The sequence below is a fragment of the Paenirhodobacter huangdaonensis genome, assembly GCF_004022465.1.
Classification (GTDB): domain Bacteria; phylum Pseudomonadota; class Alphaproteobacteria; order Rhodobacterales; family Rhodobacteraceae; genus Rhodobacter; species Rhodobacter huangdaonensis.
Window position 1 is genome coordinate 177,165 of the sequence record NZ_SAVA01000002.1, and the last position, 16,042, is coordinate 193,206.

The 16,042-nt window shown below is 68.1% G+C and carries 15 protein-coding genes; 11 read left to right on the top strand and 4 right to left on the bottom strand.

From position 1 onward, the window contains the following. Positions 1-3: 3 nt before the first annotated feature. The 3 genes from obgE to EOW66_RS03980 all read left to right on the top strand — a co-directional run bounded on the left by obgE (position 4) and on the right by EOW66_RS03980 (position 2,760). Positions 4-1,029 carry a GTPase ObgE gene (obgE, locus tag EOW66_RS03970; protein WP_128155010.1) on the top strand — a complete coding sequence of 342 codons (1,026 nt, stop codon included), beginning with the start codon at positions 4-6 and terminating at the stop codon, positions 1,027-1,029. Further along, positions 1,017-2,132, top strand: a complete 1,116-nt coding sequence (proB, locus tag EOW66_RS03975) for a glutamate 5-kinase (protein ID WP_128155011.1) — start codon at positions 1,017-1,019, stop codon at positions 2,130-2,132. Before obgE ends, proB begins: the two co-directional genes overlap by 13 nt. 361 nt (positions 2,133-2,493) lie before the next feature. After that, the gene (locus EOW66_RS03980) at positions 2,494-2,760 is read left to right on the top strand and encodes a DUF1344 domain-containing protein (RefSeq protein WP_128155013.1); all 267 of its coding nucleotides are present in this window, start codon (positions 2,494-2,496) and stop codon (positions 2,758-2,760) included. A 45-nt stretch (positions 2,761-2,805) separates the two neighbouring features. On the opposite strand, the gene EOW66_RS03985 is transcribed toward EOW66_RS03980, so the two are convergent. Next, positions 2,806-4,182: a dipeptidase gene (locus tag EOW66_RS03985; protein WP_128155015.1), complete on the bottom strand. Its 1,377-nt coding sequence runs from the start codon at positions 4,180-4,182 to the stop codon at positions 2,806-2,808. 219 nt (positions 4,183-4,401) lie between these two features. Between EOW66_RS03985 and hemA the strand changes: the two genes are divergently transcribed. The 3 genes from hemA (at position 4,402) to ispG (ending at position 8,200) form a co-directional block, all read left to right on the top strand. Next, on the top strand, positions 4,402-5,631 hold the full coding sequence (hemA, locus tag EOW66_RS03990; RefSeq protein ID WP_128155017.1) for a 5-aminolevulinate synthase: 1,230 nt from the start codon (positions 4,402-4,404) through the stop codon (positions 5,629-5,631). A gap of 111 nt (positions 5,632-5,742) precedes the next feature. Continuing rightward, positions 5,743-6,984 (top strand): helix-turn-helix domain-containing protein, encoded by a 1,242-nt coding sequence (locus tag EOW66_RS03995; protein ID WP_128155018.1) that lies wholly within the window; start codon positions 5,743-5,745, stop codon positions 6,982-6,984. A gap of 85 nt (positions 6,985-7,069) precedes the next feature. Further along, complete coding sequence (ispG, locus tag EOW66_RS04000) at positions 7,070-8,200, top strand: flavodoxin-dependent (E)-4-hydroxy-3-methylbut-2-enyl-diphosphate synthase (RefSeq protein ID WP_128155019.1); 1,131 nt, start codon at positions 7,070-7,072, stop codon at positions 8,198-8,200. A gap of 202 nt (positions 8,201-8,402) precedes the next feature. On the opposite strand, the gene EOW66_RS04005 is transcribed toward ispG, so the two are convergent. After that, on the bottom strand, positions 8,403-9,149 hold the full coding sequence (locus EOW66_RS04005) for a DsbA family protein (protein ID WP_128155021.1): 747 nt from the start codon (positions 9,147-9,149) through the stop codon (positions 8,403-8,405). A 169-nt stretch (positions 9,150-9,318) separates the two neighbouring features. Between EOW66_RS04005 and EOW66_RS04010 the strand changes: the two genes are divergently transcribed. Together EOW66_RS04010 and EOW66_RS04015 are read left to right on the top strand one after the other, a co-directional pair. Further along, positions 9,319-10,458 (top strand): pyridoxal phosphate-dependent aminotransferase, encoded by a 1,140-nt coding sequence (locus EOW66_RS04010; RefSeq protein ID WP_128155023.1) that lies wholly within the window; start codon positions 9,319-9,321, stop codon positions 10,456-10,458. 54 nt (positions 10,459-10,512) lie between these two features. Then, positions 10,513-11,730 carry an N-acetylmuramoyl-L-alanine amidase gene (locus tag EOW66_RS04015; protein ID WP_128155024.1) on the top strand — a complete coding sequence of 406 codons (1,218 nt, stop codon included), beginning with the start codon at positions 10,513-10,515 and terminating at the stop codon, positions 11,728-11,730. A gap of 145 nt (positions 11,731-11,875) precedes the next feature. On the opposite strand, the gene EOW66_RS04020 is transcribed toward EOW66_RS04015, so the two are convergent. Then, the gene (locus EOW66_RS04020) at positions 11,876-12,340 is read right to left on the bottom strand and encodes a CreA family protein (protein ID WP_128155026.1); all 465 of its coding nucleotides are present in this window, start codon (positions 12,338-12,340) and stop codon (positions 11,876-11,878) included. Between the two features lie 56 nt (positions 12,341-12,396). Next, entirely contained in the window at positions 12,397-12,636 is a 240-nt protein-coding gene (locus EOW66_RS04025) for an excalibur calcium-binding domain-containing protein (RefSeq protein ID WP_128155027.1), read from the bottom strand. 152 nt (positions 12,637-12,788) lie between these two features. Here EOW66_RS04025 and EOW66_RS04030 point away from each other — a divergent pair, with 152 nt between their 5' ends. From EOW66_RS04030 to EOW66_RS04040, 3 genes are read left to right on the top strand one after another with little or no spacing between them, the layout of a single operon-like run. Continuing rightward, positions 12,789-13,949, top strand: a complete 1,161-nt coding sequence (locus EOW66_RS04030) for an isovaleryl-CoA dehydrogenase (RefSeq protein WP_128155028.1) — start codon at positions 12,789-12,791, stop codon at positions 13,947-13,949. Continuing rightward, complete coding sequence (locus EOW66_RS04035) at positions 13,949-14,422, top strand: lysozyme inhibitor LprI family protein (RefSeq protein WP_128155030.1); 474 nt, start codon at positions 13,949-13,951, stop codon at positions 14,420-14,422. Before EOW66_RS04030 ends, EOW66_RS04035 begins: the two co-directional genes overlap by 1 nt. Then, the gene (locus tag EOW66_RS04040) at positions 14,419-16,023 is read left to right on the top strand and encodes a carboxyl transferase domain-containing protein (RefSeq protein ID WP_128155032.1); all 1,605 of its coding nucleotides are present in this window, start codon (positions 14,419-14,421) and stop codon (positions 16,021-16,023) included. Before EOW66_RS04035 ends, EOW66_RS04040 begins: the two co-directional genes overlap by 4 nt. The last annotated feature ends 19 nt before the right edge of the window (positions 16,024-16,042 follow it).

Sequence of the window (16,042 nt, forward strand, 5' to 3'; positions counted from 1 at the left end):
CCGATGAAATTCCTCGACCTCGCCAAAGTCTACATCCGCTCCGGCGCCGGTGGCGGCGGCTCCGTCAGCTTCCGGCGGGAGAAGTTCATCGAGTTCGGCGGGCCGGATGGCGGTGACGGCGGCAAGGGCGGCTCGGTCTGGGCCGAGGCGGTCGAGGGGCTGAACACGCTGATCGACTTCCGTTACCAGCAGCATTTCTTCGCACAGAACGGCCAGCACGGCATGGGCAGCCAGCGCACCGGCCGGGATGGCGACGACATCGTCCTGAAGGTGCCGGTGGGCACCGAGATCATCGACGAGGACGAGGAGACGGTCCTTGCCGATCTGACCGAGCCGGGCAGCCGGGTGCTGCTGGCAAAGGGCGGCAACGGCGGCTGGGGCAACCTGCGTTTCAAGAGCTCGACGAACCGCGCGCCGTCACGGGCGAACCCGGGGCAGGAGGGGGTCGAGCGCACGCTCTGGCTGCGGCTGAAGCTGATCGCCGATGCGGGGCTTCTGGGCCTGCCGAATGCCGGCAAGTCGACCTTCCTTGCCGCGGTGTCGAACGCGCGGCCGAAGATTGCGGATTATCCCTTCACCACGCTGGTGCCGAACCTCGGCGTTGTCGGCATCGACGGCAAGGAATTCGTCATCGCCGACATCCCCGGCCTGATCGAGGGCGCCTCCGAGGGGCGGGGGCTGGGCGACCAGTTCCTCGGCCATGTCGAACGCTGCTCGGTGCTTTTGCATCTGGTCGACGGCACCTCCTCGACCCTGACCAAGGATTATCGCACGATCATCGGCGAGCTTGAGGCCTATTCGCCGGAGCTGGCCGAGAAGCCGCGGGTGACGGTGCTGAACAAGATCGACGCGCTTGATCCGAAGACGCTGTCGAACCGCAAGCGCGCGCTCGAGAAGGCCTCGGGCGGGCCGGTGTTGCTGATGTCGGGCGTCTCGCGGCAGGGGGTGAACGAGGTTCTGCGCAAGCTCTGGGCCGAGATCTCGGGCGACCGTGCCGGCGAGGAAGAGGTGACGCCGTGGCGTCCCTGAAGCCCGATGTGCGGGCCGCCTCGCGGCTGGTGGTCAAGATCGGTTCGGCGCTGCTGGTGGGAGAGGGCGGGCTGAAGACCGACTGGCTTGTCGCTCTGGCCGAGGACGTGGCCGCGGCGCGGGCGCGCGGCACCGATGTGGTGCTGGTGTCCTCGGGCTCGATCGCGCTTGGGCGGCGGGTGCTCGGCCTGCCTGCGGGGGCGCTGGCGCTCGAGCAGAGCCAGGCCGCGGCGGCGGTGGGGCAGATCCGCCTTGCCCGCGCCTATGAGGAGGTTCTGGCCCCGCATGGCGTGACCACGGCGCAGGTTCTGGTGACGCTCGAGGATACCGACGACCGGCGTCGCTATCTGAACAGCCGCGCCACGATGGAGACCCTGCTCTCGCTTGGCGTCGTGCCGATCGTGAACGAGAACGACACCGTCGCCACCGACGAGATCCGCTTCGGCGACAACGACCGGCTGGCGGCGCAGATCGCCGTCACCGTGGGCGCCGATCAGCTGATCCTGCTCTCGGATGTCGACGGCTTCTATACCGCGAACCCGAAGGAAGACCCGAGTGCCGAGCGCTTCGAGATCGTCGAGCATATCTCGCCCGAGATCGAGGCGATGGCGGGCGATCCGATCTCCGGGCTCTCGAAGGGCGGGATGAAGACGAAGCTTCTGGCGGCGAAGACCGCGGTCGCCGGCGGTTGTGCCATGGCGATCATGGAAGGCTCGGTCGCGCGGCCGCTTTCGGCGCTGGCCGAGGGCGCGAACAGCACCTGGTTCCTGCCCGAGGGTGACCCGCAGGTGGCGCGCAAGCGCTGGATCGCGGCGATGAAGCCGCGCGGCGAGATCTTCGTCGATGCGGGCGCGGTCGAGGCGCTGATGTCGGGCAAGTCGCTCTTGCCGGCGGGCGTCACCAGGGTCGTCGGCACCTTCGGCCGGGGCGAGCCGGTGGCCGTTGCCGGGCCCGACCGGGCGATCCTGGCGAAGGGGCTGGTGCGCTACACCGCCGAGGAGGCGCACAAGATCGCCGGCCACCGTTCGCGCGAGATCGAGGAGATTCTCGGCTATCCGGGGCGGGCGGCGCTGATTCACCGCGACGACATGGTGGTGGGCTGAGCTGGCCCTGCCGGCCGCGAGGGGCGATGACGCGCCCCTCTCCCGAGCGTGATTTGCAGCGCCCGCCCCGAAGGCGGGCGTTTCGCTGTCAGGGCCTTGGCGCCGCACGAAATCCGGCCCGCGGTGCAGCCGGGAGATGCCGTGCAACGCACCGAAATCACGCGGAATTCATCGCTTTCGTCAGGGGTGCTCACGGCCGATCAAATGGCGAGGCCCCCCCTGCCGGCAGGGCCGGTCGGGGGCTAATCTGTTTCCCGAAGCCTGGGTCTGTCGGGTGGCGCCGTGCCATTGACGCGACCGGCCATGAAGGTTTCGTCCCACCGGCCCGCCACACCAGGGGGCCGGCTTCACGGAGCAGATCATGCGTTCCATCCTTCTTCCCGTCGTCACCGCTCTCGCGCTCGGCTCGGCCTCGCTTGCCATGGCCGCGGGGGCGACCACGACCGACGGCACGATCACGTCGATCGACAAGAAAGCGCATTCCGTCACGCTGTCGGATGGCAGCACCTACAGCATGCCGAAGACGGTCAAGCTGAAGGCGTTCAAGGTCGGCGAGAAGGTCGCCGTCACCTGGGAACAGAAGGGCAAGGTGAACGAGGCCACGGCGCTCGTCGCCGTCAAGGGCTGAGGCCCTGTGTCGGGGCGGAGACCGCGTGGCCTCCGCCCCTTTTGCTTATTTCGCGATGCGGTCGAGCACGCGGGCCCAGCTGCGGATGCCCTTGTGGAACGATTTCACGTCGTATTTCTCGTTCGGCGAATGGATCGCGTCGTCGTCATTGGCATAGCCGATCAGCATCGCGTCCATGCCGAGGATCGACTTGAAGTAATAGGCGATCGGGATCGAGCCGCCCATGCCGACGATCACCGCCTCGCGGTTCCACTCGTCCGACAGCGCCTGGCGCGCCGCCTCGAACTCGGGCCGGGCGGTGTTCATCACCGCGGCCGGCGCACCGTCGAGATCGCTGTCCCAGGTGACGCGCGCGTCGACGGGCAGATGCGCCTCGACATGGCGGCGCACCGCGGCGCGGACCTTCGCCGGGTCCATCTCGCCCACCAGCCGGCAGGTGATCTTGCAATGCGCCTCGGCCGGGATCACGGTTTTCGAGCCTGCGCCCTGATAGCCGCCCCAGAGCCCGTTGATCTCGAGCGTCGGACGCGCCCATTGCTGTTCGAGCGTCGAATAGCCCTTTTCGCCATGGGCGACGGTCATGCCGGCATGGGCGAGATACTCAGCCTCGTCGAAGCCGCAATTTTCCCACTGCCGTTTCAGCTCGTCGGGGACCTCGTGCACGCCCTCGTAGAAGCCTTCGACCGCAACGCGGCCGTCCTCGTCGTGGAAGCCGGCGATCAGCTTCGAGATCTCGCGCAGCGGGTTCAGCGCCGGGCCGCCGTAATGGCCCGAATGCAGGTCGATGCGCGGGCCGTGCAGGGTGAACTCTTCCTTCAGCATGCCGCGCAGCTGACCGGCGATCGAGGGCACGCCGGGCGAGACCATCGAGGTGTCGCAAATGAGCGCAAGGTCGCAGGCGAGCTCGTCCTTGTGCGCGTGCAGGAAGGGGATGAGCGAGGGCGAGCCCGATTCCTCTTCGCCCTCGAAGAAGATCGTCAGGTTGCCGGGCAGGGTGCCGTTCACGTCCTTGTAAGCGCGGCAGGCCTCGAGGAAGGTCATCAGCTGGCCCTTGTCGTCCGAGGAGCCGCGGCCGCGGATCACCGGACCGTTCGCGGTTTCCTCGATCGCGGGGTCGAAGGGCTCGCGCTTCCACAGGTTCAGCGGGTCGACGGGCTGCACGTCATAATGGCCGTAGAACAGCAGATGCGGCCCCGGGCCCTCGTGCCGCGCCACCACCATCGGATGCCCCGGGGTGGCCCGGGTCTCGGCCTTGAAACCGAGCGAATTCAATTCGTTGACCAGCCAGTCCGCGGCGCGGGCGCAATCGCCCTTCCAGGCCGGATCGGTCGAGATCGAGGGGATGCGCAGAAGCTCCATCAGGCGGTCGATCGCCTGCGGCAGCTCTGCGTCAATGCGGGTGAGAACGGCGTCAATGGTCATGCGTGCCTCCTGTATCGGCGCACCCTAGCACCGGGGGCGGCGCTGTCCAGTGCGCCCCGGCAGAGGCGGCGGCATCTGCACCTTTGGTCTGGCTTGGCCGGGCGGGGCAGGGTGCGCGACAATTTTTCACTCCCATCCGGGCCGTTTGACCTCTATCAATGCGGCCACGCGATACAGGCCGCTAAGGCAGACCCAGCGAACCAGGCAAGGGAAACGGAAATGGACTACGATCTCGCGCTCGATCAGGCGATCCAGAAGCTGCACGACGAGGGCCGCTACCGGGTCTTCATCGACATCGAGCGTGAAAAGGGCGCCTTCCCGAAGGCGATGTGGACGCGCCCCGACGGCTCGAAGAAAGAGATCACCATCTGGTGCGGCAACGATTATCTCGGCATGGGCCAGCACCCGGTGGTGCTTGCGGCGATGCACGAGGCGCTCGATGCCACCGGCGCCGGCTCGGGCGGCACGCGCAACATCTCGGGCACGACGGTCTATCACAAGCAGCTCGAGGCGGAGCTTGCGGACCTGCATCAGAAGGAAGCGGCGCTGGTCTTCTCCTCGGCCTATATCGCCAATGACGCGACGCTCTCGACCCTGCGGGTGCTGTTTCCGGGCCTGATCATCTATTCGGACGCGCTCAACCATGCCTCGATGATCGAGGGGATCAAGCGCAATGCCGGGCCGAAGCGGATCTTCCGCCACAACGACGTCGCGCATCTGCGCGAGCTGCTGGCGGCCGACGATCCGGCGGCGCCAAAGCTTATCGCCTTTGAATCGGTCTATTCGATGGACGGCGATTTCGGCAAGATCACCGAGATCTGCGACCTTGCCGCCGAGTTCAACGCGCTGACCTATCTCGACGAGGTGCACGCGGTCGGCATGTATGGCCCGCGCGGCGCCGGCATCGCCGAGAAGCTGGGCGAGATGGGCCGCATCGACATCTTCAACGGCACGCTCGGCAAGGCCTTTGGCGTCTTCGGCGGCTATGTCGCGGGCTCGGCGAAGATGATGGACGCGCTGCGCTCCTATGCGCCGGGCTTCATCTTCACCACCTCGCTGCCGCCGGTGATCGCCGCGGGCGCGGCCGCCTCGATCGCCTTCCTCAAGACCGCGGCCGGGCAGGCGCTGCGCGACAAGCAGCAGCTGCATGCCAAGATCCTGAAGATGCGGCTGAAAGCGCTCGGCATGCCGATCATCGACCATGGCAGCCACATCGTGCCGGTGGTGATCGGCGATCCCAAGCACACCAAGGCGCTGTCGGACATGCTGCTCGAGGAATTCGGCGTCTACGTGCAGCCGATCAACTTCCCGACCGTGCCGCGGGGCACCGAGCGGCTGCGCTTCACCCCCTCGCCGGTGCACGATCTGCAGCAGATCGACCACCTTGTGCGCGGGATGGACATGCTGTGGTCGCGTTGTGCGCTGAATCGCGCTGAGGCGAGTGCCTGAGGCATTTTCTGCGTGTGCACGGCTCTCCGCCTTGTGATAGGAAATGACCATGAATCGCGGACGGGGATCGCGATTCGAGAAACTCAGGAACTTGAAGGCAGGATCGGGCACATGATCGGGCGGAGGATTGCTCCTTCGACGCAGGAAGAGGACAAGCCGAAAGGCTTCGACGACTTCGAACTGCGGCTTGGCGACGTGATGCGGGGCGAGCGCGCGACGCTCGCCAAGTCGCTTCTTGACGTGCAGCGCGAGCTGCGCATCAAGGCGGCCTATATCGCGGCGATCGAAAGCGGCGATGTCGCGGCCTTCGAGACGCCCTCCTTCATCGCGGGCTATGTGCGCTCCTATGCGCGCTATCTCGGGCTCGATCCGGACTGGGCCTTTCGCCGCTTCTGCGCCGAGGCGGGCTTCCAGCCGACGCATGGCATGGCCGCCGCCGCTTCCGGCCCGAAACCGCAGCGCCGCCCGGCCGATGTGGCCGAGGCGCTGGCCAATCCGAACGCCACCTTCGTGCCGAAGACCGAGGCATTCTGGACCAAGATCGAACCGCGCGCCGTGGGCTCGGTGCTGGTTCTGGCGCTGGTTGCCGGCGGTATCGGCTATGGCGGCTGGACCGTGCTGCAGGAAGTGCAGCGCGTGCATCTCGCCCCGGTCGACCAGACCCCGGGCGTGGTGGCCGAGATCGACCCGCTGCAATCGGTGACCCCGGTGCAGACCGCCGGCAATGACGTGCCGCCCTCCGCCCCGTCGCCCGAGGCGCTCGACCGGATCTACCGGCCGCAGACGCTCGATGTGCCGGTGCTGATCGCCCGCGACGGCCCGATTGCCGCGATCGACCCGAATCAGGTCGGTGTGCTGCCGGGCACCGGCATCGCCCCGGCCCAGGCCGCTGTTGCCCAGAGCCAGCCGGGGCAGGGCGTGCAGATGGCGGCGGCAACGCCCGCGCAGCCGGGCCCCGACGGCGCCGTGGTGCGCACGCTTGGCGCCGATGTGCCCGCGGTCGAGGTGCTGGCGGTCCGTCCCTCCTGGGTGCGGATCTCGGCGGCCGACGGCTCGGTGCTGTTCGAGAAGGTGATGGACGCGGGCGAGCGCTACGCCGTGCCGAAGCTCGAGGAGCCGCCGGTGATGCGCGCGGGCGAGTCGGGGGCGATCTATTTCGCGGTGAACGGCATCGCGCATGGCCCGGTGGGCAAGCGTGGCGAGGTGACGAAGAACATCGTGCTCTCGCCCGAGGCGCTCGATCAGAGATACGCCGTGGCCGACATCACCGCGGATGGCGATCTGGCGAAGATGACCGCTGTTGCCGATGCGAGCGCCCTGGTGCCCGCTGCCGCGGAGCAGGCGGGCGAGTAAGCGCCGCGCAGATCGCGAAATCCCTTCGGCCGTTGCCCTCGGGCAGCGGCCGCTCTATGTCTGGGGCAGCAATCGGAGGCCCGACATGTCGCTCAATCCCGTCCGTCCCTGGCGCAACATCGAACGCCGCAGATCGCGGCAGATCATGGTGGGCAAGGTCCCGGTGGGCGGCGATGCGCCGATCTCGGTGCAGACGATGACCAACACCGACACCTCCGACGTGAAGGCCACGCTCGACCAGGTGCTGCGCGCGGCCGAGGTCGGCGCCGACATCGTCCGCGTCTCGACGCCCGACGAGGCCTCGACTCGGGCGCTGAAGGAGATCTGCCGCGAAAGCCCGGTGCCGATCGTCGCCGACATCCATTTCCACTATCGCCGCGCGATCGAGGCCGCCGAGGCCGGCGCCGCCTGCCTGCGCATCAACCCCGGCAACATCGGCGATGAGCGCCGGGTCAGGGAGGTGATCCGCGCCGCGAAGGACCATGGCTGTTCGATCCGGATCGGGGTGAATGCGGGCTCGCTCGAAAAGCACCTGCTCGAGAAATACGGCGAGCCGTGCCCCGACGCGATGGTCGAAAGCGCGCTCGAACATATCCGCATCCTCGAGGACAATGATTTCCGCGAGTACAAGGTCTCGGTGAAGGCCTCGGACGTGTTCCTTGCGGCCGCTGCCTATCAGGGCCTCGCCGAGGCGACCGACGCGCCCATTCACCTTGGCATCACCGAGGCGGGCGGGATGATCGCCGGCACGGTGAAATCGGCGATCGGGCTTGGCAACCTGCTGTGGATGGGGATCGGCGACACGATCCGCGTCAGCCTCTCGGCCGATCCGGTCGAGGAGGTGAAGGTCGGTTTCGAGATCCTGAAGTCGCTTGGCCTGCGCACCCGCGGCGTGCAGATCATCTCCTGCCCGAGCTGCGCGCGGCAGGGCTTCGACGTGATCAGGACCGTCGAGATCCTCGAAAAGCGGCTTGACCACATCAAGACCCCGATGAGCCTCAGCATCATCGGCTGCGTGGTGAACGGCCCCGGCGAGGCGCTGATGACCGACATCGGCTTCACCGGCGGCGGCGCGGGGGCGGGCATGGTCTACATGGCCGGCAAGCAGAGCCACAAGCTGTCGAACGAACAGATGGTCGACGAGATCGTGCGCCTTGTCGAGGAACGTGCGGCGCGGCTCGAGGCCGAGGCACAGGCGGCCGAAGCCGCACAGTGAACGCCGGCAGCCGGGCGCGGGGCGGGGGCGCATCCTGCAGTGCCTGACGGCCGGCATCCCGCGGCGGATCACTGCGCGGCCCTGCCAAGGAAAATGGGGGCGGCCCGTCGATGCGGTGCCGCCCCCGTCGCTTCCAATCGCATCAAATATCCCGGGGGGAGCCCGGGACACGGGCGGGGGGCAGCGCCCCCCTCTGCGCTCCTCAGCCGCGCTGCTCGGCGACGATCTTCGCCATCGCCTCCTCGGGGGCATAGCCGCGCAGCATCTCGTTGCCGATGATGAAGGTCGGCGTGCCCGAGATGTTCATCCGCTCGGCGAGCTGGTGGTTGGCACGCAGCACCGCCGTCACCTCCTCGGTGTTCATCTTCTTGATGATCGCGTCGGCGTCGAATTTGTTGTCCGCGGCCAGACGCTTCAGCCCCTCGAGGCTGATGTCGCCGCGCATCCCGATCAGCGCGTCATGCACGGTCTTGTAGGCCGCATCGCCCGCCACCTGCTTCGTCGCCACCGCAAAGCGCGCGCCCAGTTCCGACTGCTGGCTCAGGATCGGGAATTCCTTCACGATCAGGCGGATGTTGCCATCCTTCTTGAGCAGGTCCTCGACCTCGGGGAAGGCCTTCTTGCAGTAGGTGCACTTGTAATCCATGAATTCGACGATGGTCACGTCGCCCTGCGGATTGCCGCCGATCCAGCTGAAGCCATCCTCGAAGATGTCCTTGGCATTGGTGTCGACGAGGGTCTTGTCGTTCTCGACCGCGGCCGCCTGCTGACGTTCCTCGAGCACGTTGATCGCCTCGACCAGAACCTCGGGGTTCTGCATCAGATAGTCCTTCACCGCCTCGCCGAAGGCGGCCTTCTCCTCGGTCGACATCTTCGACAGATCAAGCGCGCCTGCCGGTGCGGCAAGCGCCGTGGAGAGGGCAAGGGCGGACAGCAGCGTGCGGGTCATCGGATCATCCTTTGTATCTCCCCGGGGAAGGCGGGGCGGGTCGCGGCCACACTGGCCAATCGGGCGCGCGGACGCAAGGGGGAGAGGGCGGGCCCCGGGGCGCCGGCCATTGACCCCGGGCCCGGGCCGTCCTATCGCCCGTCAAGGATTTTCAGGATGGAGCAGGGACATGCGCTTCTCAACCCGTGGTCAGGTCGATCCCTTCATTGTGATGGACGTGATGGAGGCCGCCCGCGCCGCCGAGGCCGCGGGCCGGCGCATCATCCACATGGAGGTGGGCCAGCCCTCGACGCCGGCGCCCGCTGCGGCGCGCAAGGCGCTTGCCGCGGCACTCGATGAGAACCCGCTCGGCTATACCGTGGCGCTCGGCCTGCCCGAGCTGCGCGCGGGCATCGCAGCGCTTTATGCGCGCTGGTACGGCGTCGATCTCGACCCCGGCCGGGTGATCGTCACCGCGGGCTCCTCGGGCGCCTTCCTGCTCGCCTTCTCGGCGCTCTTCGATGCGGGCGACCGCGTCGCGCTCGGCGAGCCGGGCTATCCGAGCTATCGCCAGATCCTGCGCGCGATGTCGGTGACGCCTGTCGGCATGCCGACGCGCCCCGAGAACCGCTATCAGCCGGTGCCGGCCGACCTCCCCGAGAACGTGCAGGGGCTGATCGTCGCCTCGCCCGGCAACCCCTCGGGCACGATGCTCGGCAAGCCGGAACTCGCGGCGCTGATGCAGGCTGCGGCGGCGCGCGACATCGCCTTCGTCTCCGACGAGATCTATCACGGCCTCGATTACGAGGGCCGCGCGGTCAGCGCGCTCGAGGTCTCGGACGAGGCCTATGTGATCAACTCCTTCTCGAAATACTTCTCGATGACGGGCTGGCGCGTCGGCTGGATGGTGGTGCCCGAGGATCACGTCCGCACCGTTGAGCGGCTGGCGCAGAACATGTTCATCTGCCCGCCGCACGCAAGCCAGGTGGCGGCGCTGGCCGCCCTTGGCGCGATCGACGAGCTCGAGGCGAACCGCGCCGTCTATGCCGCGAACCGCCGGCTGATGCTCGACGGCCTGCCGAAGGCGGGCTTCACCAAGATCGCGCCGCCCGACGGCGCCTTCTACATCTATGCCGATGTCTCGGATCTGACCGATGACAGCCGCGCCTTCGCCGCCGAGATCCTCGACAAGGCCGGCGTCGCCGTCACCCCGGGGCTCGACTTCGACCCGGCGCGCGGCCACCGCACGCTGCGCTTCTCCTACGCGCAGGGCACCGCCGAGATCGAGGAGGGGCTCGCCCGCCTCACCGCCTTCATGGCGGCGCGCTGAGCGGTTTCGCCCCGCCCCCGCCCGCGCTATAGTCGCCCGAAAAACGGAGCAGGCATGACACGCATCCTTCGGCTTTTCGCGGCGCTCTGGCTCGGGCTCGCGGGGCTTGCCACGGCGCAGGAAACCGGGCTTTCGGCACTCGCCCGGCTCGAGCCGGCGCGCAGCGCGGTCACCACCTCGGGGGGGGCGACCCAGGTCGCGCTCGGCCTCAGTCAGGCAGTGCCGTTCCGCGCCTTCCTGCTCGACGCCCCGCCGCGCCTCGTCGTCGATTTCCGCGAGGTCGATTTCTCTGCCGGCCGGGCCGAGGCGCTCTCGGATCAGGGGCTGATCGGCGCTGTCCGCTGGGGCCGGTTCCGCCCCGGCTGGTCGCGGCTCGTCGCCGATCTGACGGGCCCGGCGCGGATCGACACCGCGGTCGAGCAGACCGGCGAGGCGCCGCGCGTCGTGCTGCGGCTTTCTCCCGTTGCCGCCGAGGATTTCGCCGCCCGCGCCGGCGCGCCCTCTTCGGCGCTGTGGGACCTGCCGCAGCCCGCCGCGACCGAGCCGCCGCATCGCCGCCAGGACGGGCAGGCGCCGCTGAGGGTGGTGCTCGACCCCGGCCACGGCGGCATCGACCCGGGCGCCGAGGCCGACAACCTGAAGGAAGCGGTGCTGACCCTGACCTTCGCGCGGGTGCTGAAGGAGGCGATGACGCGGGCGGGCATGCAGGTCATCCTGACCCGCGAGGAGGACGTCTTCGTGCCGCTCGAAACCCGGATCACCGTGGCGCGGGCGGCGGGGGCGGACCTGTTCCTGTCGCTTCACGCCGATGCGCTGTCCGAGGGCGACGCCACCGGCTCGACCGTCTATCTGCTTGATGACAGGGCCTCGGACGAAGCCTCGCAGAAGCTGGCCGAACGACATGACCGCGCCGATCTGCTGGCCGGCGTCGATCTCGACGGCCATGACGATGCGGTGGCGGGCGTGCTGATGGATCTTGCCCGCACCGAAACCCAGCCGCGCGCGCTGCGCGCAAGTCAGGTGATCGCCGGGGCGATCAAGTCGGCGCATCTGCGCATGCACAAGCATCCGGTGCAGACGGCCGATTTCTCGGTGCTGAAATCGCCCGATATCCCCTCGCTGCTGATCGAGCTTGGCTTCCTGTCGTCCGAGGCCGATCGCCAGCGCCTGCTCGATCCGGCGTGGCAGGCACAGATGGCGCAGGCGATCACCCAAGGCGTCGCGACCTGGGCGCAGGCCGATGCGGCCGAGGCCCGGCTGCTTCGCCAGTGACGCGCCGGGCAGGGGGCGCTGCCCCCTCGGCCTCCGGCCTCACCCCCGGGATATTTGGCGGCGATTGGAAGACGAGCGCGGTGTTCTGCTTCCAATTGCCTGAAATATCCCGGGGGTCAGGGGGCAGCGCCCCCTGCCTGTGCCGTCATTTCGCGCCGTAGAGCGGCACCGTCGAGATCGACATCTTCGCCGAGCCCTCGACCACCTGGTTCGCATGGGTCAGATAGATCAGCGTCTGGTGATCCTCGTCATAGATGCGCGTCACCCGCAGGCTCTTGAAGATCAGCGAGCGGCTTTCGGAGAACACCTTTTCCCCCTTCGGCCCGCGCGCAATATCGCCGAGCGTGATCGGCCCGGTCTGGCGGCAGGCGATCGAGGCGTTCGACGGGTCCTCGAACCAGTTGCCCTGTTTCAGCCGGTCGAAGATCGAGCGGTCGAAATAGGAGACGTGGCAGGTCACGCCCTGCACCTTCGGGTCCTCGATCGCCTCGATGACGATGTCGTTGCCGGTCCAGTCGACGCCGACGCGGCCGACCTCCTCGGCGAGGGCGGGGGTGGCGGCGCGGCCTATCAGGGTGGCGGCAATCAGGGCGGCGGTCAGGGCACGCATGGAAACCTCCTTGGTTTTCCCGAAGATGGGGGCGCGGGGGCGGGGGCGCAACCGGTTCAGCCGCCGGGGCAGAGGTTCTCGCAGGGCACGCCGTCGTGGTCGCGGTCGAGCTTGCCGCCCCAGGAGCAATTCTCGAGCAGCCAATAGGCCTCCTCGCAGCTTTCAATGGTCTTCGAACAGGTCTTGTGCGGGCTGCAGGACCACGATTGTGCCAGCCGGGGCATGGCGCGCAACGTGCCCTTCGCCGGATCGGGCGCAAGCCCCAGGACGAGCGCCGCCGCCAGTGCCGTCATCATCGCGATCTCCTCCGTCCTGACCCGTTCCCGTTGAACGCCTGCGACGCGCGCTCGGCAAGGCCCGGGCGGTGAGACGCAGCGTCGCGGGGGCTTGACGCGAATCACCGCCTCCTCATAAATGAACGAGTGTTCAATAACCGGAGGGGAGGCCGATGTTCGCAGGTTCCATGCAGTTCGACCTGGGCGAGGACGTCAATGCGCTGCGCGAGATGGTGCACAGCTGGGCGCAGGAGCGGCTGGCGCCGATCGCCGCCGCCGTCGATCGCGACAACGTCTTTCCGGCCGAGCTCTGGGCCGAGATGGGCGCGCTTGGCCTGCTCGGCATCACCGTGCCCGAGGAATACGGCGGTTCGGGGATGGGCTATCTTGCCCATGTCATCGCCACCGAGGAGATCGCGCGCGTTTCCGCCTCGATCTCGCTGTCCTACGGCGCGCATTCGAACCTGTGCGTGAACCAGCTGAAGCTGAACGGCTCGCCCGAGCAGAAGGCGAAATACCTGCCCGATCTCGTCTCGGGCGCCAAGGTCGGCGCGCTGGCGATGTCGGAATCGGGCGCCGGCTCGGATGTCGTCGGCATGAAGCTGCGGGCCGAGAAGCGCGACGGCTACTATGTGCTCAATGGCCACAAGTACTGGATCACCAACGGTCCCGACGCCGACACCCTCGTCGTCTATGCCAAGACCGACCCCGCGGCGGGCTCGAAGGGCATCACCGCCTTCATCGTCGAGAAGGGGTTCAAGGGGTTCTCGACCTCGAAGCATTTCGACAAGCTCGGCATGCGCGGCTCGAACACGGCGCAGCTCTTCTTCGAGGAGTGCGAGGTGCCGTTCGAGAACGTTCTGGGCGCCGAGGGCCGCGGCGTGCGGGTGCTGATGTCGGGGCTCGATTACGAGCGGGTGGTGCTCTCGGGCATCGGGACGGGCATCATGGCGGCCTGCCTTGACGAGGTGGTGCCCTATGCCAAGGAGCGCCAGCAGTTCGGCCAGCCGATCGGGAATTTCCAGCTGATGCAGGCGAAGATCGCCGACATGTATGTCGCGATGAACACCGCCCGCGCCTATGTCTACGAGGTGGCGAAGGCCTGCGACAAGGGGCAGGTCACGCGTCAGGATGCCGCCGCGACGGTGCTTTACGCATCCGAACAGGCGATGGTGCAGGCGCATCAGGCGGTGCAGGCCCTCGGCGGCGCCGGCTTCCTCAATGACTCGGTGGTTTCGCGGCTCTTCCGCGATGCGAAGCTGATGGAAATCGGCGCCGGCACCTCGGAAATCCGCCGTATGCTGATCGGACGTGAAATCATGGAGAAAGCCTGATGCGTCCGATCCTTGCCGCCGTTCTTGCCCTGAGCCCCGCCCTTGCCGCCGCGCAGGATCTGCCGCCGTCGGCGACCGAGGGGCTCGAGGACACGGTGCGCGCCTGCTTTGCCGATTATAATCCCTACGCCGGCGGGCCGAGCTGCCTTGGCCAGGCGGCGCAGGGCTGCACCGCCGCGGCGGGGGACACGACGATCGCGATCGTCGCCTGCATCGGGGCCGAGACCCAGGTCTGGGACGATCTGCTCAACACCGAATACAAGGCCCGCCGCGCCGAGCTGACGGCGCCGGGGCTGAGTGACAAGCTGCTCGCCGCACAGCGCGCCTGGATCGCCTATCGCGATGCCGAATGCGGGCTCGAGGTCGCGCGCTGGGGCGATGCCTCGGCCAGCCGGATCGTCGGGGCGAATTGCGTGATGGAAATGACCGCCGCGCGCGCGGCGCAGTTGCGAGACAAGAAGGCACAGGAATGAAGCTGACCTCCTCCGTCCTGCCCTCCTCCGAGGGCTTCCGCGCCAACCGCGCGGCCCATGTCGAAATGCTCGAAACCGTGCGCGCGGCGGCCGAAGCCGCGGCCGCCGGGGGCGGGGCCGAGGCGACGGCACGCCATGTCGCGCGCGGCAAGATGGCCCCGCGCGAGCGGGTGGCGGGGCTGCTCGACCCCGGCTCGCCCTTCCTCGAGATCGGCGCGACGGCGGCGCATGGCATGTATGACGGCGCCGCGCCGGGCGCGGGCGTCATCGCCGGCATTGGCCGGGTGATGGGGCTCGAGGTGATGGTCGTGGCGAACGACGCCACGGTGAAGGGCGGCACCTATTACCCGATGACGGTGAAGAAGCACCTGCGCGCGCAGGAGATCGCCGAGGACTGCAATCTGCCCTGCGTCTATCTGGTCGACTCTGGCGGCGCGAACCTGCCCAATCAGGACGAGGTCTTCCCCGACCGCGACCATTTCGGGCGGATCTTCTACAATCAGGCGCGGATGTCGGCGAAGGGCATCGCGCAGATTGCGGTGGTGATGGGCAGCTGCACCGCGGGCGGCGCCTATGTGCCGGCGATGTCCGATGTGACGATCATCGTGAAGGAGCAGGGCACGATCTTCCTCGCCGGCCCGCCGCTGGTGAAGGCGGCGACGGGCGAGGTGGTCACCGCCGAAGACCTCGGCGGCGGTGATGTGCACACCCGGCTTTCGGGCGTGGCCGATTACCTCGCAGAGGATGACGCCCATGCGCTGGCGCTTGCCCGCCGCGCGGTCGGCAACCTCAACCGCGCGAAACCCACGACGGTGCAATGGCAATCGCCCGAGCCCCCGGCCTATGACCCCGAGGAGATCCTCGGCGCGGTGCCGGCCGATCTGCGCACCCCCTACGACATCCGCGAGGTGATCGCGCGGGTGGTCGACGGCAGCCGCTTCGACGAGTTCAAGGCGCGCTTCGGCGAGACGATCGTCACCGGCTTCGCCCATCTTGATGGCTGCCCGGTGGGCATCGTCGCGAACAACGGCGTGCTCTTCAGCGAGGCCGCCCAAAAGGCTGCGCATTTCATCGAACTCTGCTCGCAGCGCGGCATTCCGTTGATCTTCCTGCAGAACATCACCGGCTTCATGGTCGGCCGCAAATACGAGAACGAGGGCATCGCGCGCCACGGGGCGAAGATGGTGACCGCCGTCGCGACCACCTCGGTGCCGAAGATCACCATGCTGGTCGGCGGCAGCTTCGGCGCCGGCAATTACGGCATGGCGGGGCGCGCCTATTCGCCGCGCTTCCTGTGGAGCTGGCCCAATTCCCGGATCTCGGTGATGGGCGGCGAGCAGGCGGCAGGGGTGCTTGCCACCGTGCGCCGCGACGGGATCGAGCGCAAGGGCGGCAGCTGGTCGGCCGAGGAAGAGGCCGCGTTCAAGCGCCCGACGATCGAGATGTTCGAGCGCCAAAGCCACCCGCTCTATGCCTCGGCGCGGCTGTGGGACGACGGCGTGGTCGATCCGCGCAAGACCCGTCAGGTGCTCTCGCTCAGCCTGCAGGCGAGCCTCTGCGCCCCGGTCGAGCCGACGCGCTTCGGCCTGTTCCGCATGTGACTTCAATGCCTCCGGCGGA